Consider the following 19,829-nt stretch of genomic DNA (forward strand, 5'->3'; position numbering starts at 1 on the left):
AGCTAGGGCTTTCTTTATTTGTACCAACGAATGTTTTGCGTAATCAAGAGAACCAAAAAAATAGGTAGCCGTTTATTCTTTGATCTTGAAAAGGTGGATCTTTTCGCTAAATGCAGCGACTTGTGCAGGATCGATCGTACCGTTTGTTTTCGAGAGCGCATTAGACATACCGCAAGCCATCGAATAGATCAATGCTTGTTCCATTGGAAACTGTTTATTCAATGCAACAGCCATACCACCAACGGTTGAATCACCACAACCAGTCGTATTAACGATGGCGATTTTAGGGATCTCGATCTTAAAAAAAGTCGACTGATGTTTAACGATTGCCCCATCGTCGCCTTGAGAAACCATGACGGTGTCGATCCCTTCGAAGAGAGAGCTCTCTAAGACAGAGAAAATGTCTTGCGATGAATGCAATTTTTGACCCATTAGTTCTTCTAATTCCTGTTGATTTGGTTTAATAAAATTCGGACGAGCATTCGTTTGAGTCAAACAATTTTTTAGTTGTTCCCCAGCTATATCCATGAGGATCGGGACTTGTTCACCTAATGATTGACGGATGAATTGAAGCAATTGATCGTGAAAATGCCCATTATCAGAATTTACTGATCCAGAAATACAGACGACCGTGATGGGGTGTTGTTTAATTATTGCTGCAAGGTGTTGGTAAAAAAGTTGTTCGTTTTCCTCCGACAGATAAAGTCCTTTTTCTACTAGCTCAGTATGGGTGTTACCGTCATGCATGATCGTGATCGCATTGCGAGAATTGCCGTTGATGGTGAGGAAATCCAATACATAACGTTCTTCAGCTAGTAAAGAATCAAGGATCGTTTTGCCTACAGGTCCACCTAAAATACCTGTCAATAAAACGGCTTCCCCAGATTGTGCGATGACTCTGCCAGCATTGATGCCTTTTCCTCCAATTGATGTATGTGGGTTATCTACCCGATTTACTTGATCCAATTTTAGCGAAGGAACAAGATAGTTGTAGTCCATGGAAGGGTTCATTGTGATGGTTAAAATCATTTTTGTTCCTCCTTGAGGATCTCTGTAAAGGAACGATAATAGTCAAAAGTAGTCTCAGAAAGTTTATCATCAGTGATCAAATAGTCGATATCTGAAAGCGAGTAGAAGGTATAAACGTCAGAGCGATTAAACTTGGAACTATCTGCAACGATGCATTTTTTGCGGGAATGTTTGAATGCGACTCGTTGAATCGAACCTTCAACAAGATTTGCAGTGGTAATATTATTTTCAAAAATCCCATTTGTAGCAGCAAAAGCGATATCGATATTTAAATTTTCAAAACTCTTCTCTGCTGTTTCCCCATAAAATTCTTCCGTCGTGCGGGAAAATTCTCCACCGGTCAATAAGACACGATAGTCTGTGTTGTAAATCAAATAATTAAAAGCAAGTAAACTATTTGTGATCACGAATAAGTTTGCTTTTTTTAGTTCAGGTAAAGCGTGGAGCATCGTAGTTCCCGCACCGATATAGATAGTATCGTTGTCTGATATGATACTGTTCATTACTTTTCCGATGAATTTCTTTTCGGCAACGTTCGTATCGATTTTTTCTTGAGTAGAAAGCTCGTGTTCGATTTTTTCGAGTTTTTGGGCGCCACCATAGATTTTTACCAATAAAGATTGATTCGCTAACTCTGTAATATCTCTACGAATGGTCATATCGGAAACGTCTAATGTTTTGGCTATTTCTGCAATGGATAAGTAATCGTGCTGATTCACTAGCGCTAGAATTTTTTCTTGCCGTTCTTTCTTTAACATAGTTTCACCTCTGGTTGATTAACGATTTTTTTAAGTTTCTTTTTTATCGATGTTCTTTATACATTAATTAATAGCATTTACTTTTGGAAAAAGCAAGGGAAAATGTTCATCTTTGTTAAAGTTTGATAGTTTCGTGTATTGGTGAAAGGAATCAGTTTGAAAAAAATACCAAAAGAAAGCGTTGACAAGAAAAATTAACTATTGTATATTTACATTGTAAAACATATTGTAACAAACTTTAACAATATTTATCATTTGAGTTGAACAAGGAGGAAGAATAGATGGGCTATACGAGCATGTTTGATGAAAGGCTAATTTTTCTCGATGTGGAAGGAGAGGAGTTGAAAGAACTATTTGAAGAAATAGCCAAACGATTACAGCAACAAGGTTTTGTGAATGAACAGTATGTAGAAGGATTACTAGCAAGAGAACAAGCTTTTCCAACTGGACTGATTACACAGTATTTGAATATTGGCTTGCCTCATTCAGAACCAGCGTATGTCGAAAAGCCTTTTATTGCGATCGTGCGTCTGAAAAACGAGGTGAAGATGAAGCAAATGGGCGACAGTCAAGAAATGCAGGTCAAGGATCTCTTTTTTCTAGGAATCAAAGAACCAAAAGAGCAAGTCGGCTTACTGCAATCGTTAATGGCATTATTTATGGATGAAGGATTTGTAAAGGCATTCATTGAAACACAAGAAGTGCAGGCAATTTATCAGCTAGTTACACAGTATACAAAATAAAATTTTTGGAGGAATTTAAGATGAAAAGAAGATTGGTCGTAGCATGTGGAAGTGGGGTTGCAACAAGTCAAACGATCGCAAGTAAAATTGCTGGAATGCTTGAAGATGACGGAATCGATTTCCCCGTTGAAGCAGTTGATTACAAGTCGATCCAAAATGAATTGCCGTCGACAGGAATTTATGTGTATGTTGCTCAGCCAGATGATGAAGTATTGGAAAAAGCCGCTGAGCTAGGTGTACACGTTTTTGCTGGGATTCCGTTTCTTACCGGTATGGGTATGGATACGATTTATGAAGAAATCAAAGAATTGATTGGCTAGTACAAAACATCCTATCAAAAGAAAGAAGTGAAAAAAATGCAAGTATTTCAAGACATTATCAATTATATCTTAGGTTTAGGTTCCGCTATTTTTGTGCCGCTAATCATTTTAATCCTAGGCTTGGTTGCAGGGATGAAATTCAAAAAAGCCTTTATGTCTGCAATCACGTTAGGTATTGCTTTTACTGGGATGTCTATGGTCATTGGCTTTATGTCAAATGCAGTTAGTCCAGCTTCCGAAGCATTGGCAAAAAATACTGGCTTGAACTTGCCTGCGCTAGATTTAGGGTGGACAGGAGCGGCAAGTATCACCTGGTCATGGTCCTATGCATTTGTTTTCTTTGCCGTCGTTCTTGGCGTGAATTTTGTCATGTTGATTTTGAACTGGACCAAGACGTTGAATGTCGATATGTGGAATGTATGGGGTAAAGCGCTGACTGCCTATCTGGTCTACTTTATCAGTGGAAGTTTACTTGCTGGGTTTATCACCGCCATCGTACAGGTTATCTTGGAACTTAAAATGGGGGATATGTTCCAACGCCACATTGAGGATTTGACTGGTATTCCTTTAGTAACAGTGACCCACTTGATGAATATTTCAGCAGTGCTTTTATTACCGATCAATGTGATTATGGATAAAATTCCTTTCTTTAATCGACGGGCCGATACCAAAGCCTTAAAAAAGAAAATCGGTATCTTCTCTGAAAATTCGGTGATGGGCTTTCTCATTGGTTTGGGCTTGGGATTAGCTGCAGCTTATGGCGTGTCAGGCTCATTGAACTTAGCTATTCAAATCGCGACTGCAATGGCTTTGTTCCCAATGATCTCAAAAATGTTTATGCAGTCTCTTTCACCACTGGCTGATGCAATGTCGGAAATGATGAAAAAACGCTTTAAAGATCGGGAAGTTTACATTGGGTTAGATTGGCCCGTATTAGCTGGTCGCTCTGAGATTTGGGTCACTGCTATCTTGTTGGTACCTGTCTTTATTGGCTATGCTATCATCTTGCCGGGAAATGCTGTGTTGCCTTTAGCAGGAATCATTAACTATTCGATCGCAGTAGGTGGATTATTGCTCACCGGCGGAAACTTGGTGCGTATGCTGATCATGGGGGTTATTTCGATGCCAATCTATCTATATGCAGCTACGTATTTGACGCCGATCCTAACGGGCTTAGCAGATCGAACCGGCGCAGTAGAAGGAATACAAAAAGGGCAGCAAATCACTTGGTCTTCGATCGAAGGACCGGAATTTCGAATTTTATTTGCAGAAGCGTTTAAAGGAAATATCTTGGGTATCGTCGGTTCCGTTGTGTTTATCGCAATGTTTGTCTGGTTGTATAAATATATGAATAAGGTAAAGGTACCAAGTCAAAGATATGAAGAACAAGGGACCCCATCGACGCAAGTACGTGCGACGAATGGCTAATATTTTCAAAAAGGAAAGGACGACAGGAATGGGAAAGAGCGAAAAAATAAAATGGCAATTGCTTCTTTTTCTAGCAATTGGCTGCTATCTCTTAGCTTTGGTGACACAACAGTACCTATTTAATGTCGTAGCGATTGGTCTAGCAGTCTGTGTATACAAATATGGCAGTCCAGTACTTTTTAAAGAATACGATGAACGAAAAAAGAAAAAAGAGGAAGAAGCAGCTAAAGTAAGGGAAGCTGTACAAACAATCTTACGCAACAAAACGTTTGAAAAATAAAAAAGGTGGTCTTGAATATGTCAGATGGACGGATGATTTTTGAAAGAGAACGGGAAGATTTAGCACGAATCGTAAAATTGATTTTTACCCGGAAGAATACAAATGTTGCAGGCGGTAATTTTTCTTTTAAAACAACCGATGAAACTGGAAAAGAATACATTATTATGACACCAACTATGATGTCAGAAGCCTATTTAGGAGAGGTCTCACCAGCCCAGATTTTAGTCGTTGAGCCTCATACGAGAACAGTGATTGATGGGGTTGGTCAGCTGACACGAGAAATCAACTTACACGAAGCGGTTTATGATACGAATCCAGCGATAAAAGCAGTCTTACATGCCCATTCTCCTCACTCGATGTTTTGGGCAACCGCCGGATTGGATATGCCTAACTTAACAGAAGCGACCCAAAAAATTGGCTATATTCCTGTACTAGACTTTGAACCTAATTGCTCACCAGAATTAGCAGAATTAGTTTCTGATTACATGAAAAAAGAACAACTCGCCTTACCGAATATGTTGCTCCTCAACAGTCATGGGGTACTGATCAGTGCGCCAGGAGCATCTGGCATCGAAGCAATCCATAAAGCTTTGCAAATACTAGATACCACGGAATGGAATGCGGAAATTGCCTATAAGCAAACGATTTTTCAATCTTTAGGCTTGTTAGATGGTTTTTACTCCAAAGGGAGACAAGTAGGAACACTTGAAGACTTGAAAAAACATACACCGATTTATAATAAAGAAGAAATTTTTGCTGGTGGTGATTAGCCAGCAAGTAATCATCTTTTTCGATTGATAAAAATCCAAGAACATTCGTTTACGAGTTCTTGGATTTTATTTTTTTATTCAAAATATGCTATAATTTAGTCAGAAAATGAATGTTTTTGATGCATTGGCATTTTTAAAAGAAAGGGGGAGGGGCATGAATCGTACAAGATTCAACCTCATGAAATGAGGGACGTTAGTGCCGTAGGGGTGGTGTTGCTTCATCAGAATCAGGTCATTTCAAGCCAAATCAACCAACTTGCCTTAGCTGTACTATTTGGTTTAGCAGGGTATTTGATTGTTGTAAAAAGTTCTACTTTTTGTCCGCTCAGATTGCGGGGCATTCCGATCAGTATAACCAAGCAGAAGTCAAGTGGGGCAAAATTGCGGGAGTGGTCGCCTTCTGTATTGCGCTGATCAATTTGATTTTGGTCTTTGTGTGAGTGCGACGGAAAAAAGCCACCAAAAGAAATCTTTGGCGGAAAATGGTTTACTTTGGTCATGATCGATCATCAAATTCGGCTTGATGTGCTTGAAAAAAGCGGTAATACTGCTGGACACTAGCTAACTGGGTCCACTTCCGAACATCGACGGGCGTTTGATCCAAATCATAGATTTTGGCTTCCTTTAAAGATAAAACGAAAGGACTATGGGTAGCAATAATGAATTGACACTGTTCATAGCGGACAAAATCTTCCAGTAACTGCACTAGTTCCAGCTGACGATCAGCAGAAAGGGAATTTTCTGGTTCATCTAATAAGTAAAGACTGTTGGGACGAATTTTTTCTTGAAAGAAGCGAAAGGCACTTTCACCATTGGAATATTCTCGGACGTTGTCGATCAAGTGCTTGCGAGTGAATTTGGACTGTGTGTTGGATCGTGCGAGATTGATTTTCTTCAATTCATGGTAATCTTCAAAACCTGTGAAACGAAAGTCCGCATGCTTTGCTTGGTAGTATTCTTGGAACACTTCTTCTCGGCGATGATCGATCCCTTGATTTAAGTTTCGGATATCAAGCATGAAGTCAAAGACGTCATCGCTGGTCAATAGCACTTTTTCTTGCGGTTCGTCGTTGCTACGAGCAGAACAGTAGGATAGATAGTCCTCGAAAAAATTCGACCGATTATACGCAGCAAAGCGCTGCGCGTGGATCTTTTCGGCAATCACGTTCAATGCAGTGGTTTTGCCAGAACCATTGCCGCCATATAAAATCGTGATTGGTTCAAAATCGATCTGCTGAAAACGGCGGGCACTGAGAATCTGAAAAGGGTAGTAAGAATCATAGACAGTCCGTTGGATAGAAAGGAAAAAATCAAACTCGGTTTCTTGATCGGGAAAAGTGATTTGTTCGAGATACATGGGGCACCTCCTAGCAGTTTCGTGGTTGCCATTATTGTAGCATATCCATCACAGATAAAATTTTTTTTGCGAGGTTAAAATAAATCTTGTTTGATATTTTTTTAATCTTTTACTGTTATATTCACAACAGGAAACTTCTGTGCTAGACTATAAGGGCATAGAAATGATGTAATCTTAAGCAACCGATAAAACGTACAAAAAAACGAAGGTTTAATGAATTCTTTAAGCGATGTTTAAATGCTGAAACTTATTCCTTGCAAGTTTAAGTAAAAGTGACTAATATGGGGAAGGAATCGTGAAAGGAGCAATGGAATGTATCAAGTAGTAGTCATGTATGGGGACAATGAACCGTGGTGGTTTTTTGAGGGATGGCAGTCAGATATTCAAGAGGCGTTCACATTTGCAACTTTCAGCGAGGCGCAGTCATTTTATGAACAAAAATGGCAAGAAATCAGAGAAGAGTATTCGTACATAAATGCAAAATCAAACTTTATGACGGCTTTTTGGAATGAAGAAGACGAACGCTGGTGCGAAGAATGCGACGATTACCTCCAACAATATATTGGACTGGCATTGCTTAAAGAATATCAGCAAGTCGTCGATGAAAGCAGGAAAGATTTTTATGAAACAACTAATTCTAGCGGAAAAGCCAAGCGTTGCCAAAGACCTCAGCAAAGTTTTGGGCTGTGAGCAAAAACATAAAAATTATTACGAAGGACCCAAGGCGATTGTTACTTGGGCCCTTGGTCATTTATTGGGCTTGAAAATGCCTGAAGATTTAAACAAAGAGTGGGCATCATGGCAGATGGAAACATTACCGATGATCCCTAAGTCCATCGGGATCAAGCCGTTGCCAAAAACCGGTCATCAACTAAAAGCCATCAAACAATTGGCTCAAAGAAAAGATGTCGGGGAAGTCGTGATTGCCACCGATGCGGGAAGAGAAGGGGAGCTAGTCGCTCGCTGGATTTTGGAGTGGGTTCGTTTTGACAAACCAGTCAAACGTTTGTGGATTTCTTCGCAAACCCCTAAAGCCATCAAAGAAGGCTTTGCAAAATTGCAGTCAGCCAAGCACTACGACAATCTTTACTACTCCGCCCTTGCGCGGGCAAAAGCCGACTGGCTGGTAGGATTGAATGTCACGCGGGCATTGACGGTCAAATATCAAGACAATCTTAGTGCGGGTCGGGTCCAAACCCCTACCTTAGCTTTGGTGCGCAGTCAGGAAATGCAGATCGAGAGTTTCCGTCCGCAAACCTATCATGTGATTACCCTAAACGTAGGCGATGCCAAGGCCCGCCTGCAACAAAAAAATCCTTATCAACTAAAAGAACGCAGCGACGCCGAAGCATTGGTCAAACAAGTGAGTCAACAGAATGGTCGCGTGACAGCGATCGAAGAAAAGGTCAAAACAGAAAGTGCACCACTGCCCTACGATTTGACCGAGATCCAACGAGAAGCCAATCAGCGTTATGGGTTTTCAGCCAAGAAGACCTTGTCGCTTGTTCAAAGCTTGTATGAAACCCACAAAATCGTCACTTACCCAAGGACGGATTCCAAGTATTTGACCAATGATATGAAGGCAACCATGAAGGAACGCCTGCAGGCAGTTGCGGATTTTGCCCCAGAAGTCAAAGGATACTTGAAAAATGGTGGACAAGTGGTGCAGCAAGCTGTCTTCAACGATAAAAAAGTCACGGATCACCATGCCCTACTGCCAACGGAACAGCGGGCACGTTATGAAAAATTAACTACCGATGAACAACGAATCTATCAAATGATCGTTAGTCGTTTCTTAATGCTCTTTGCGAAACCTCATAAAAAACAGCAACAGAAAGTGACAGTGACCTTTGGTTCTGAGACCTTTGTGTTCAACCGCAATACCGTGTTAGAAGCGGGATGGAAAACGACTTCCGAAGAGGAAACCAGTGATGTGGCTTGGCAAAAAGGCAGTATCGTCAAGCCTGATTTTACCATCCAGAAAGAGTTGACCACACCACCGAAACCGTTGAATGAAGGAACTCTTTTAGGCAAAATGGAAAAACACAGTCTTGGTACGCCGGCAACCCGTGCGGAGATCATTGAAAAGCTGATCAAATCTGAGCTGATGGAGCGGACCCCAAGCGGCTTGCAAGTATCGCCAAAAGGCAAGCAGTTGTTAGTCTTAGTCAATCCTTCCTTGGTGACACCAGAGTTGACGGAAAAATGGGAGAAGGAACTGGAAGCCATCGCGAAAGGCACCTACTCTGCCCAAACCTTCCTCGCGCAAATCGAAGCAGACACTAAACAATTGGTTAAAGAAATCAAGCAAAGTGAGAGCAAGTACCAAGATTTCTCATTGACCCAAAAACGGTGTCCAGAATGCGGCGAACCATTGCGGGAGAAAAATACCCGTGATGGCAAGATCTATGTTTGTTCCAGTGGCACCTGCAAGTACCGTCGTCGGAAAGACCCGAAAGTTTCAAACCGACGTTGCCCGCAATGTCACCGAAAGATGGAGATCATTGAGGGCAAAAATGGCGCCTATTTCCGCTGTAAATTCGATGGGACCACCGAAAAAATGGCGGATAAAAAAGAGCGCAGCAAAAAGCTGTCGAAACACGAAGAACGCCGCTTGATGAATAAAATCAATCAAGAAGAACCGCAAGAAAGCCCATTAGCAGCTGCTTTAAAAGCTGCGATGGAGAAGAAATAACTGAATGAGGTAGAAAATAAAAAAGAGTGAGGACGATTTTGCTGTCTCTCACTCTTTTTTTGTATCCATTCATTCATTTAAGCATTTTTTTGACGGTATTCTTTCGGTGAGATACTTTCTTTCTTCTTGAACAAAAAGGAAAAATAATTTGGGTCATTATAGCCAACATCAAAGGCGATCTCAGATAGCCGTAGATTTGTCGTTAACAGCAGTTCCTTAGCTAAGGTCAATCGTTGCTCGGTCAAGTATTCGATAAACGTAGAATCAGTGGCTTGCGAGAAGATGGTGCTGAAGTGCGCCGGACTCAAATGAACTTTTTCAGCAACTACATTTAAGGAAATATTGGGATCAGAAAAGTGCTCACTGATAAAGGCTTTGGCTTGATTGATGACGCTTTGATACTTCGCCATTGCAGGATTGATGGGTTGTTTGGTCAATAGCGGCAACAGTTCTGCCAGAGTCGTTTGATAGTTCTCTGGCTCATGGGTCAATGCCGCTAGATAGTCTAAGTCATGGGCGTGCTGAACGATCTGGGGCAGCGAATGACTGTCTTTTTTCTTCAATAATGCCAGCAATTCGACCAAGACGAACAAACGGTACATTTGCGTTCGCTCAACGGTCCCTTGAGGCGCCATCAATTCATCGGTCAGCTCAGGGATCGTCTGTTTCCCAGCATTTGCCAGTCTTGAAGCAAGATCGGTTTTGAAAGGATTGGTGGGGGACAGTTCCCCTTCTCGAATGTCATCTTCATAGCTGATGATTTTTTCCTTGCGGATGCTGCCATAGGTTTTTAGCATGTCACGAGCTTTCTGATAAGAAAGAGGGATGCCCGAGAAACGATCTGCTATAGGTCCGATCGCCACTGCCACTTCTTCCCCAGAACCATGAACGAGGCTTTGAGCGATCTGATAGGCTTTTTCTAAAACTTGTTCGCGGTCATGGTCAAAAAGTAAAAACTTGATGAAGCGGCTAGACACACTGGAGAACAAGACGGCATCATCTTGCTCATAGGCTTTGGTCAGCTGCTGGCTAAAGCGAGTGTAGTCAGAAAAACTTTGATTGAAGGGGGTTTTTGCTAACAGCACACAAAACTGTTTGCCTGAAAAGCGCCGTCCCAGTTCTTCTGCTTGCAAAAAAGCTTCTGAGATCGTGATCTTTTGTTTAAAAAGATGATTCAGAAAGTGATTTTTTTTGATTTCCATTTCGAATAAATCGTCTTCTTTGGATAATTGCTGATGGGTGGTTTGTTGTTCATCTAAGTGTTGAACGACGGTTTTGATGGCCTGTTCTAATTCTTCGTTTTTGATGGGCTTGAGTAAGTAATCGTCTGCTTGCAGCTGCAGTGCCGTTTTTGCATAGTCAAAATCATCAAAGCCGCTAACAAAAATAATGCGAACTTGCGGCAATAATTTTTTGGCTTCTTTCGCAAAGACCAAGCCATCCATAAACGGCATTTTGATATCGCTGATAATAATATCCGGACGCAGATCAAGGATCGAAGCTAGCGCCAATTCGCCATCGGCGGCTTCATCGCTATAAACGATCGGGTATTGTTTGGCGAGAGTCATGATTTGGTGACGCAAACTATCGCGAATCAGATGTTCATCTTCAACTATGAACACTTTGTACATGGTTGGGTTCCTCCCTTTTTGGTACTGTGACGTTAATCGTGGTGCCTTCTTGGTATTGACTGTGGATCGTCAGTTGCGCTTCGCTGCCGTAGTTCAGCTGGAGACGGCGATAGACGTTATATAGGCCATAGCCGCTCTCAGAGGCGGGATCAGTGGTTTCTTTAAGGTTACGACGAATCTCCTCCAAACGCTCAGGGTCGATCCCAATGCCGTTGTCACTGATGGTCATTTGAATCTGGTGAGGCAATTCTGACACTGTAATTCGAATCATGCCGACGCGACGGACAAACTTGGTGCCATGATAAACGGCGTTTTCAACTAGGGGCTGCAGGACCATTTTCAAAACCTGCAGTTCTGGACTGACGGTTTGATCTTCGATGGTGTAAGACAGCATCCTACCATAGCGAATCTGCAAAATCTTCAAGTAATCGCCCACATGCCGCAATTCTTTTTCCAAAGGAATCCAGTCTTGCCCTTTGCTTAAGGAGATACGGAAAAAATCCGACAACGCATAGGTCATTTCCGTTGCTTGCTCGTAACGGGCAGCTTCAATCAAAGAAACGATCGCATCTAAACTATTATAGATGAAATGTGGGGTAATCTGGGCTTGTAAGACCCGCACCTCACTTTGGGCTAAGTGATACTGCTTCAAGGCATTTTCTTCCAAGAGCCGGGTCAAGTCATCTGCCATTCGATTCAAGCTACTCGTCAAGGTCCGCAGCTCTGGGGTTTCTGGCAGTTCTGCTCGGTAGCTCAAATGTCCTTGGGATAGTTCGTTAGAAAGATCTAATAACCGATCCAATGGGTCTTGCAGATTGTCCCGAACAAAGCGCCGATTTTTATTGATGATAGCAAAGATGATCAAAAGCAACACGACTTGAAAAAGGATCAGTAACAATACCGATTGGACTAGTTCGTGATTGGTTTGGCTGGCTAAGCTGATCTCTACCCCGACGAATTGCTGCAAAATATCGGATAGCAAATCGATCACCGAATCCACTTGGATCATGACGTATTGGTTTTTTTCCACTGGTTCATCCTTGAGAATATTGTCGATCAACTGTTGCTGATAGGTTTCTAAAGAATCGAGCGTCCGAAAGGCGACCGCTAAAATATTGAGCTCTTTCGCAGTGCTGGTATTTTCTTGGATGTGTTGCAGGTCGCTCCTCAATTCCTCAATTACATTGGTTTCTTGGACTTGTGCGACGGTTTTTTGGCCGAAGACTAAGTCCCACATCTCCTCCAAGACAATGGCATCGACTTTTTCCGATAGTTGATTGGCTTCTTCAATATTGTTGATGGTATTTTGGTAAATGAAAATCTGCCGTGAGTAAAACACACTACTTAGTACGAGGGGAATAAAGGCGACGAGGATCATCAGTTTATTCGTCTGTTGAAAGATGCCCTTGATACTTTTTGTTTTCATCTTCATCTCCTCAATAATTTCTCGGTGGAATCTGATCGAAATCCATGTCACTGGAAAAAACTGTTTCATGGACATAGATTTCACGAGGAATGGCATCGGCGCCGCGAGCCAAGTAGCGAGAGATGGCATTTTTGACGAACACCCCGGCATCTGGGTTGCACTCAACGACACAATTGACCACTCCTTGCTTCAATTTATCGATCATTTCTTTTTGAGCATCGATCGATACGATCACTAAATCCTTCCCCGGCTCAATATCGGTTTTTTCTAAGGCTTCTAGGGCACCCAACGTCATCTCATCATTGTGGCTGAACAAGACATCAATCTGTTCCATTTTGCCTGCTTCGATGTATTGTTCGATGACTTCTTTGCCTTTACGGCGGATGAAATCGCCGTTTAATTCGTCTACGACTTGGATCGTCACATTGTTATGGGCATAATCACGCTTGATGGTTTCTCGGAACCCTTCTGAGCGCAAATACGTCGGGGACGTAGCATCCAGTCCCGTCAATTCTAAAACATTGACTGTTTCGTTCTCATGCTCTTTATAATAATTACTAACGTAGAGACCTGCACGATTGCCCTCGGCTTTGAAGCTTGGCCCGATATGGGTCAAAAATAAAGAGGGATCGCTGACATTGACATGTCGATCTACCACGAAAACGGGAATCCCAGCTTGGGCCGCTTCTTCCAAAATCGGTTCCCAATTGTTTTCCTGAATGGGGGTAAAGACGATGGCATCGACTTGATACACGATAAAATTACGGATATCTTGGATCTGTCGCTCTTGATTCATATAACCGTTACGATAAAGGACTTCATAGCCTTCCTTCTCTAATTCAGTGCGGATCGATTCCGTATGGCGTTTACGCCAGCTGCTTTCCGTTCCCGACTGGGAAAAACCGATCACAATACTTTCTTCCGCTGTTTCAGTGGTTGTTTCTTTGTTTGCTTGGCAACCAGCCAAGCAAGCTAGAAACAAACAGACGAACAACCCAATTTTTATATTCCTCATTTTTTTCACCTCTATGGTCTATTCTACTAAAAAATACGGAAGCGCTTTACACAAAATATCAAATCAAATAAAAACCAAGGGAATCTTAAAAAATCCAAGATTCCGAAGAGAAAAGGGGGTAACTGGGCCGTTTTTTCTCAAGAAATCCAAGAAACCTCGAAAAAATCTAAATGTAAGCGATTCCTTAACTAGCTATACTGAATATGTAAGAAAAAGACATGGAGGGATCACAATGAAAGGTACTTTTGGTAAATTGGTCGTCCTAGCATCCACCTTATTGGTTGGTGGATTGTTAGCAGCTTGTGGGAATGGATCAGATAGCGGGGCAAACGGTGACGGAGACAAAGGATTTGTTGGGATCGCGATGCCGACCAAATCGGCAGAACGATGGATCGCAGATGGCAACAATATGGTAGAGGAATTAGAGAAGCTTGGCTATAAAACTGACCTGCAATATGGAGAAGACAAAGTAGAAAACCAAGTGGCACAAATTGAGAACATGATCACCAAAGGCGTTGATACTTTAGTGATCGCCTCGATCGATGGTTCGGCACTGACGGACGTGTTGGAAAAAGCCCATAACGAAGACATCACAGTCATCGCCTATGACCGTTTACTGATGAACTCGGAATACGTCGATTATTATGCCACCTTTGATAATTTTGGAGTCGGCGTGCTGCAAGCGTCTTATATTGAAGACAAATTAGGTCTCAAAGACGGTGAAGGACCATTTAATATTGAATTATTCGGCGGCTCTCCAGATGATAACAATGCATTGATCAATTATAATGGGGTCCTTTCGGTCTTCCAACAATACTTTGACAGCGGACAGCTAGTCGTTCCTTCTGGTCAAACCAACTTCAACCAAATCGCTACCTTGCGTTGGGATGGTTCAACCGCGCAAGCTCGGATGGACAACTTGTTGAGTGCCAACTATACGGATCAAACATTGGATGCTGTTCTTTCACCGTATGATCCAATCAGCCTAGGAATCATTTCATCGCTTAAAGGTGTGGGCTATGGTTCCTCTGATAAACCACTACCTGTGATCACCGGTCAAGATGCGACGGTGGCAGGAGTGAAATCAATCATCGCGGGCGAACAAACCCAAACGATTTTTAAAGATACACGAGTGTTAGCGAAAAACACGATCGAAATGATCGAAGCCATCACCAATGGCGAGGAAGTGCCAGTCAACGATACTGAAACCTATGACAATGGCGTCAAAGTCGTACCAACCTACTTGTCAAATCCCGTTTCTGTGGATAGCGACAACTACAAAGAAGAACTGATCGATACCGATTACTATACAGAAGAAGAGCTGGGCATTTAAGCAAGGAGTGCAGATCCAGCGAGAAAAGATGCTAGTTTCCCCTAAAGCAGCAGAGAAGAACGAATCATCCCCAGTATTCGTTCTTTCCGCTTTTCTTGCAAAGGGAGCGCATCACTTTTACATAAAAAGGAAAAGGGTGAAAGAACATGGCAGATAATATTTTGATGATGAAAGGCATCGTCAAAGAGTTTTCAGGGGTTCGCGCCCTTGATAACGTCAACCTCTCGATCGAGCGAGGAGAGATCCACGCACTGTGTGGAGAAAATGGCGCCGGAAAGTCCACGCTGATGAATGTCTTAAGCGGACTCTATCCTTACGGCAGCTATGATGGAGAGATCTATTATGAAGGGGAGTTATGCAAGTTTAAAGATTTGCGGGACAGTGAGGACAAAGGAATTGTTATTATTCATCAAGAGTTAGCCTTAAGTCCTTACCTGTCGATCAAAGAAAATATCTTTCTAGGAAATGAACAAGCCAAGCACGGCATTATTGATTGGGATCTGACCGAAAAGAAAACAGATAACCTCTTAAAGATCGTTGGCTTGAAATTAGACCCGAATACGCTGGTTTCACAAATCGGTGTCGGGCATCAACAGCTGGTGGAAATTGCCAAAGCATTTTCAAAATCCGTCCGATTGTTGATTTTAGATGAACCAACCGCGGCGTTGAATGAAGAAGAAAGTGCCAATCTGTTAGAGCTGATCAAAGAGTTTCGCAACCAAGGGATCACCTCGATCATTATCTCCCACAAGCTGAATGAAATCGTCAATGTGGCGGATCGCATCACGATTTTACGAGACGGGCAAACGATCGAGACGCTGAGCGGGGCCGAAATCTCTGAAGAGCGTATCATTCGCGGCATGGTTGGGCGAGATTTGACCAATCGTTACCCAGAGCGGAAACCCGCTATTGGTGAACCGTTTTTTGAAGTCAAAAATTGGACGGTCCATCATCCAATCGACCATACCCGTGTGGTGAATGAAAATTTGAACTTGATGATCCGCAAAGGAGAGATCATCGGCATCGCCGGTTTGATGGGTGCGGGACGGACAGAGTTTGCCATGAGTGTCTTCGGTCATTCCTATGGCAGTTCGATTTCGGGGGAAGTCTATAAAGACGGCCAACCGATTTCTGTCAAAGACGTGCCAACCGCCATCAAAAATGGGTTAGCCTATGTGTCGGAAGATAGAAAAGCGTTGGGCTTGAATCTGCTGATGGATATTCGCGAGAACACCACCATCGCTAGTCTTGCCAAAATCAGCCGCCAAGGGGTCATCGATAAAGAAAAAGAAGTCACGATGGCAGAAGAATTTCGCAAAAAAATGCGGACGAAAACCAATTCAATCTATCAAAACGTCGGCAGCTTGAGTGGTGGGAATCAGCAAAAAGTCGTTTTGGCAAAGTGGCTGATGACCACACCAGATATCTTATTTTTAGATGAACCGACCCGCGGGATCGATGTCGGGGCGAAGTACGAAATCTATACGATCATCGAAGAGATGGCAGCAGCTGGCAAAGCCATCTGTATCATCTCCTCGGAGTTACCAGAACTATTAGGCATGTGCGACCGGATCTACACGATGAACGAAGGCCGCTTCACGGGCGAAGTGTTACGGGAAGAGGCAGACCAAGAACGATTGATGAATCTAATGACACTAGAAGAGAGTGGGGTTTGAGATGGAAACAACCAATAAATTAAAAAAAGAACGCAGCCATTCGCTGAAAGAAAAGGCACTGGAAATCTTTAGTAAATACAGTATGATCATTATCTTAGCAGTATTATTGGTGGCCTTTCAGCTCATGACCGACGGAATTTTCTGGCGGCCGCTGAATATCACCAACCTCGTGTTGCAAAACAGTCATATTCTCGTTTTAGCAGCCGGTATGCTTTTGGTCGTCTTGTTAGGACATGTCGATCTATCCGTAGGCTCCGTGATGGCGTTTGTCGGTGCGATTGCAGGCGTCTTGATGGTCAATAACGGCATCAGTCCTTGGTTGGCAGTGCCTCTTTGCTTACTGATGGGCGCAGTGATCGGTGCCTGGCAAGGCTTCTGGGTCGCGTATGTCGGTATCCCAGCATTTATCGTGACCTTGTCTGGTTTACTAATGTTTCGAGGATTGACCCAAGTCGTCTTAGGCGGTCAATCATTGGCACCGTTTCCCAAGGCATTCCAACAAATTTCCACCGGCTATTTGCCAGATATTGCAGGCGGTCAGATCCATTTACTTTCCATGATTTTAGGTGTAGTGATCACGGGCATCCTGATTTTAGGCCAATGGCGGACCCGTGAGCGCCGCAAAAAAAATCTTTTTGAAGTGGAATCAATGGCAGCCTTTGCCTTTAAAGCCGTCTTTACTGCGGTTGTTTTTCTCGGTGCTACCTACATCTTTGCCTCTTATCAAGGGTATCCGATCATTTTGATCGTCTTAGGGGTGATCGTGGCTGCCTATGGCTTTTTGACTAACAAAACCGTCGCTGGTCGGCAAATCTATGCAACCGGCGGCAACAAAAAAGCAGCCGAACTTTCGGGAATCAAGACGAAGAAAATCACCTTCTGGGTCTTCGTGAACATGGGGATGATGGCAGCTTTGGCGGGCTTGGTTTTAGCGGCTCGGTTGAATGCAGCCACACCGCAAGCGGGAACGTCAATGGAATTAGATGCAATGGCCGCAGTGTATTTCGGCGGTGCTTCTACCTCAGGCGGTATTGGTACTGTGATGGGGGCGATCGTTGGTGGTCTCGTGATGGGTGTCTTAAACAATGGGATGTCGATCTTAGGGGTCGGTGTCGATTGGCAGCAAGCCATCAAAGGGTTGATTTTGCTGCTGGCTGTCGTGCTGGATATCTACAATAAGAAAAAGAAAATTTCGTAGGAGGGCCTGTTTATGGAGGACCAAGCACAAAAGACGATTTTATTGATTTGTACCGCCGGCATCACTACGGGTCTCTTAGTGAAAAACATGCAGCGGGCCGCAGATGAAAAAGGGCTAGCTGTGCATATCTATTCGGCACCAGCCATCATTGCTGAACAGATCCTGCAGCAGCAAACAGTCGATGCTTTGTTGATCGGTCCGCAGTCGAAGTACGAAGTCAATCGATTAAAAGACTTTCTCATGGTCAAAGCGGTGCCATATAAATTAATCAAAGAAACAGATTACGAGCTGTTAGATGGCGAAGCTGTCCTTACAGACAGCCTGACCCTCTTACAAAACGATCACTAGGCTCGCGTAAAAAGATGTGTCTTTTAGCGTTTGAATATGTTGTTTAGAGTAGTGCCTTGCGAATCCCCCAAGCAAGCACTACTCTTTTTATCGTAAAGTAGTTTGATCACCTGATAGGGAAGACCCGTCGATTGAATGGTGCTTCAGTCAGTTCCTGTACTTCGTTTGCCAGTGAGCGTACAGATGACGGAAGTACAGTAAAGGCGTTGGATCTTTTCCAATGAGGAAACAGTCAAGAATCGATCTTGTATCTGTTTCCTTAAAGCAGCAAACAACTCATAGAATGGAGGAACAGATTATCGAACCAGCAGAACTTACCCAGATTCGCCCCAGTAAACGACAACTACAGTGGCAGCAGTTGGAATTTTATGGCTTTATCCACTTTGGTCTCAATACGATGACCAATCGTGAATGGGGGCTCGGCAATGAGTCGCCAACGGTATTTGACCCGCAAAAGCTAGACTGTCATCAATGGGTTTCCACAATGAAGCAAAGCGGTATGCAGGGAATCATTTTGACCTGCAAACATCATGACGGCTTTTGCTTATGGCCAAGCCAGCACACTGCTTTCACAGTCGCTTCAACGCCCTGGCGCAATGGTCAAGGTGATTTAGTGAAAGAACTTTCTGATGCTTGCCGTCAAGCAGACCTGAAATTCGGCATTTATTTATCGCCTTGGGATCAGCATGAAGCTTGTTATGGAATGGGGCAAGTCTATGATGATTTTTATACGGCGCAGTTGACAGAACTTTTAACCAATTATGGTGATATATTCGAAATATGGTTAGATGGGGCCAATGGTGAAGGACCCAATGGAAAACGCCAAAACTATGATTGGGAACGGTATTATCAAGTGATTCGTGAGCTGCAACCCAATGCAGTGATTGCGGTTTGCGGACCGGATGTCCGTTGGGTAGGAAACGAAGCGGGGCAAACCAGACTTCAAGAATGGAGTGTGGTGCCAGCAGCATTAAAGGATGCTGAAAAAACAGCGAGTCATTCGCAAAAAGCCGATAGCACAGCGTTTCGGCAATCGATTTCCAGTATGGAAATGGATTTAGGAAGCCGACAAGCGCTGAAAAAGTACGGCATTAAAGAAGCTGCCGAATTGGCTTGGTACCCTGCTGAGGTCAACTTATCGATTCGCCCCGGCTGGTTTTATCATCCATCAGAAGACCAACAAGTAAAAAGCGGCGCTGAGCTCTGGTCTTTTTACAAGCAGATCGTTGGGGGCAATAGTTCTTTTCTACTTAATGTGCCGCCGATGCCGGATGGTATGATCCATCCAACGGATCAAAAGGCATTGCAGCAATTAGGTCACTCGATTAAACAATTGAAAGAGGTGACGGCTGAAAGGACCGGCACGTTTGCGAGCTCTTCAACCAGTGTGTCCAGCAGAATGGATAAGCTCCAACTATCTCAAGCGTTTGGCCAGTATTGGAAACCGGACTTGGAAGACAAACGGCCATGGCTGACCCTACATTTTGCAGAACCGGTCGTCATCAATTCACTTGTATTGAAGGAAGCGATTCAATATGGGCAACGGGTAGAAAAAGCAAAAATTTTTCTGCAAACTGTAGAAGGACAAACGTTACTGACCGAAATAGTGACGATCGGCTATCAAAAAATCATCAGCTTTGAAGCGGTCGGCGTGTCTGCTGTCAAAATCGTTTTTACTCAAGTTCGGCAAACACCGATCATTCAAACCATGGTCGCGCGCTATGTGCCTCAGGAAGAATAAAGTAACCCAAAAACAGACAGTCGGCTGACTGTCTGTTTTTGAGGGATACAAATAAGGAATAAAAGTGGATATTAGTTAAAT

Annotated in this window: 19 protein-coding genes; 12 read left to right on the forward strand and 7 right to left on the reverse strand. The window is 43.1% G+C overall.

What is annotated here, in order from left to right:
• Positions 1-72: 72 nt before the first annotated feature.
• Positions 73-1,029 carry a 1-phosphofructokinase family hexose kinase gene (locus tag A5882_RS06810; protein WP_086372570.1) on the reverse strand — a complete coding sequence of 319 codons (957 nt, stop codon included), beginning with the start codon at positions 1,027-1,029 and terminating at the stop codon, positions 73-75.
• Complete coding sequence (locus A5882_RS06815; protein ID WP_008376158.1) at positions 1,026-1,787, reverse strand: DeoR/GlpR family DNA-binding transcription regulator; 762 nt, start codon at positions 1,785-1,787, stop codon at positions 1,026-1,028. Before A5882_RS06815 ends, A5882_RS06810 begins: the two co-directional genes overlap by 4 nt.
• 281 nt (positions 1,788-2,068) lie before the next feature.
• Here A5882_RS06815 and A5882_RS06820 point away from each other — a divergent pair, with 281 nt between their 5' ends.
• Genes A5882_RS06820 through A5882_RS06840 form a run of 5 tightly spaced genes read left to right on the forward strand, consistent with a single transcriptional unit; the run spans position 2,069 to position 5,328 of the window.
• Complete coding sequence (locus tag A5882_RS06820) at positions 2,069-2,530, forward strand: PTS sugar transporter subunit IIA (protein WP_008376156.1); 462 nt, start codon at positions 2,069-2,071, stop codon at positions 2,528-2,530.
• Between the two features lie 20 nt (positions 2,531-2,550).
• Positions 2,551-2,850, forward strand: a complete 300-nt coding sequence (locus A5882_RS06825) for a PTS sugar transporter subunit IIB (RefSeq protein WP_086372571.1) — start codon at positions 2,551-2,553, stop codon at positions 2,848-2,850.
• A 36-nt stretch (positions 2,851-2,886) separates the two neighbouring features.
• Positions 2,887-4,278: a PTS galactitol transporter subunit IIC gene (locus tag A5882_RS06830; RefSeq protein ID WP_008376155.1), complete on the forward strand. Its 1,392-nt coding sequence runs from the start codon at positions 2,887-2,889 to the stop codon at positions 4,276-4,278.
• A 28-nt stretch (positions 4,279-4,306) separates the two neighbouring features.
• Entirely contained in the window at positions 4,307-4,558 is a 252-nt protein-coding gene (locus tag A5882_RS06835; protein WP_008376154.1) for a hypothetical protein, read from the forward strand.
• 17 nt (positions 4,559-4,575) lie between these two features.
• A complete protein-coding gene (locus A5882_RS06840; protein ID WP_061053679.1) occupies positions 4,576-5,328 on the forward strand; it encodes a class II aldolase/adducin family protein in 753 nt (250 codons plus the stop codon).
• Between the two features lie 227 nt (positions 5,329-5,555).
• Here A5882_RS06840 and A5882_RS19750 read toward each other — a convergent pair whose 3' ends face one another.
• Both A5882_RS19750 and A5882_RS06850 read right to left on the reverse strand, forming a co-directional pair.
• Positions 5,556-5,828: a hypothetical protein gene (locus tag A5882_RS19750; RefSeq protein ID WP_176462005.1), complete on the reverse strand. Its 273-nt coding sequence runs from the start codon at positions 5,826-5,828 to the stop codon at positions 5,556-5,558.
• Complete coding sequence (locus A5882_RS06850) at positions 5,825-6,685, reverse strand: AAA family ATPase (RefSeq protein WP_086332942.1); 861 nt, start codon at positions 6,683-6,685, stop codon at positions 5,825-5,827. The genes A5882_RS19750 and A5882_RS06850 overlap by 4 nt, the downstream gene beginning before the upstream one ends.
• A gap of 312 nt (positions 6,686-6,997) precedes the next feature.
• Between A5882_RS06850 and A5882_RS06855 the strand changes: the two genes are divergently transcribed.
• A complete protein-coding gene (locus A5882_RS06855; RefSeq protein ID WP_005227251.1) occupies positions 6,998-7,375 on the forward strand; it encodes a DUF1033 family protein in 378 nt (125 codons plus the stop codon).
• Positions 7,308-9,380: a DNA topoisomerase III gene (locus tag A5882_RS06860; protein WP_061053681.1), complete on the forward strand. Its 2,073-nt coding sequence runs from the start codon at positions 7,308-7,310 to the stop codon at positions 9,378-9,380. Before A5882_RS06855 ends, A5882_RS06860 begins: the two co-directional genes overlap by 68 nt.
• 77 nt (positions 9,381-9,457) lie before the next feature.
• Here the strand turns inward: A5882_RS06860 and A5882_RS06865 are convergent, their stop codons facing one another.
• From A5882_RS06865 to A5882_RS06875, 3 genes are read right to left on the reverse strand one after another with little or no spacing between them, the layout of a single operon-like run.
• On the reverse strand, positions 9,458-11,011 hold the full coding sequence (locus A5882_RS06865; RefSeq protein WP_005232247.1) for a response regulator: 1,554 nt from the start codon (positions 11,009-11,011) through the stop codon (positions 9,458-9,460).
• On the reverse strand, positions 10,989-12,437 hold the full coding sequence (locus A5882_RS06870) for a sensor histidine kinase (protein ID WP_034872067.1): 1,449 nt from the start codon (positions 12,435-12,437) through the stop codon (positions 10,989-10,991). The genes A5882_RS06865 and A5882_RS06870 overlap by 23 nt, the downstream gene beginning before the upstream one ends.
• A 10-nt stretch (positions 12,438-12,447) precedes the next feature.
• A complete protein-coding gene (locus tag A5882_RS06875) occupies positions 12,448-13,452 on the reverse strand; it encodes an ABC transporter substrate-binding protein (RefSeq protein ID WP_086372572.1) in 1,005 nt (334 codons plus the stop codon).
• Between the two features lie 232 nt (positions 13,453-13,684).
• Here A5882_RS06875 and chvE point away from each other — a divergent pair, with 232 nt between their 5' ends.
• The 5 genes from chvE to A5882_RS06900 all read left to right on the forward strand — a co-directional run bounded on the left by chvE (position 13,685) and on the right by A5882_RS06900 (position 19,748).
• A complete protein-coding gene (gene chvE, locus A5882_RS06880; protein ID WP_086372573.1) occupies positions 13,685-14,785 on the forward strand; it encodes a multiple monosaccharide ABC transporter substrate-binding protein in 1,101 nt (366 codons plus the stop codon).
• A gap of 146 nt (positions 14,786-14,931) precedes the next feature.
• Positions 14,932-16,461 (forward strand): multiple monosaccharide ABC transporter ATP-binding protein, encoded by a 1,530-nt coding sequence (gene mmsA, locus A5882_RS06885; protein ID WP_005232243.1) that lies wholly within the window; start codon positions 14,932-14,934, stop codon positions 16,459-16,461.
• A gap of 1 nt (position 16,462) precedes the next feature.
• On the forward strand, positions 16,463-17,659 hold the full coding sequence (gene mmsB, locus A5882_RS06890) for a multiple monosaccharide ABC transporter permease (RefSeq protein WP_005227258.1): 1,197 nt from the start codon (positions 16,463-16,465) through the stop codon (positions 17,657-17,659).
• Between the two features lie 12 nt (positions 17,660-17,671).
• A complete protein-coding gene (locus tag A5882_RS06895; RefSeq protein ID WP_005232241.1) occupies positions 17,672-18,007 on the forward strand; it encodes a PTS sugar transporter subunit IIB in 336 nt (111 codons plus the stop codon).
• A 220-nt stretch (positions 18,008-18,227) separates the two neighbouring features.
• The gene (locus tag A5882_RS06900) at positions 18,228-19,748 is read left to right on the forward strand and encodes an alpha-L-fucosidase (protein WP_086372574.1); all 1,521 of its coding nucleotides are present in this window, start codon (positions 18,228-18,230) and stop codon (positions 19,746-19,748) included.
• Positions 19,749-19,829 lie beyond the last annotated feature (81 nt).

The organism is Enterococcus sp. 4E1_DIV0656 (assembly GCF_002140695.1).
Lineage (GTDB): Bacteria > Bacillota > Bacilli > Lactobacillales > Enterococcaceae > Enterococcus_D > Enterococcus_D entomosocium.